Origin of the sequence: Klebsiella sp. MS 92-3 (genome assembly GCF_000195655.1) — a bacterium.
GTDB classification, from domain to species: Bacteria; Pseudomonadota; Gammaproteobacteria; order Enterobacterales; family Enterobacteriaceae; genus Klebsiella; species Klebsiella pneumoniae.
This window is the reverse complement of the sequence record NZ_GL882844.1, coordinates 1-496: the sequence shown is the minus strand read 5'-3', so window position 1 is coordinate 496 and position 496 is coordinate 1. Positions and strand designations below refer to the sequence as shown.

General features: G+C 64.9%; 1 protein-coding gene. It reads right to left on the bottom strand.

Features of this window, described 5'->3' with window-relative positions; translation table 11 throughout:
* Positions 1–496: integrase catalytic domain-containing protein (locus HMPREF9538_RS30420; protein ID WP_009485923.1), on the bottom strand; the 496-nt coding region annotated here is incomplete at both ends.

The following is a 496-nucleotide window of genomic DNA, read 5'->3' as shown; positions in this document are numbered from 1 at the left end:
CAGCGCGCGGCCGGCGGTTGGAGCAGGCCGTTGTGCACCGAACCGTGGTAGGTGCCGACCGCCAATGTGAGCCAGCGCTCTAGCTCGCGCAGCGTCAGGGCGGCCTTGTTTTCGGAATCGTAGTCGCCGCGCTGGTCAGGGTTGGAGAAGGTCGTTCCCGGCAGTTCGTCGTGAATCATCTGCATCGCCGTGCCGATGATCCGTTCCACGATGCCGCCATAGTGCGGCTGTCCCAGCGGGCGATAGTCCAGCCGGATGCCATGCTGCTCGCAACCCCGGCGCAGGGCCTCGCTCTTGAACTCGGCCGCGTTGTCTAGGTAGAGCAGCAAGGGCTTGCCGCTCATCTGCCAATCCATTTCCACGTTCAGTCCTTCCAGCCAAGGGCGCTTGTCGCAGGCGACATGCACGAGGCACAGGCCAACCGAAACGGCAGACGGCGCTTCCAGCGTGACGACCATGCCGAGCACGCAGCGGGTGAACACGTCGATGGCGAGGG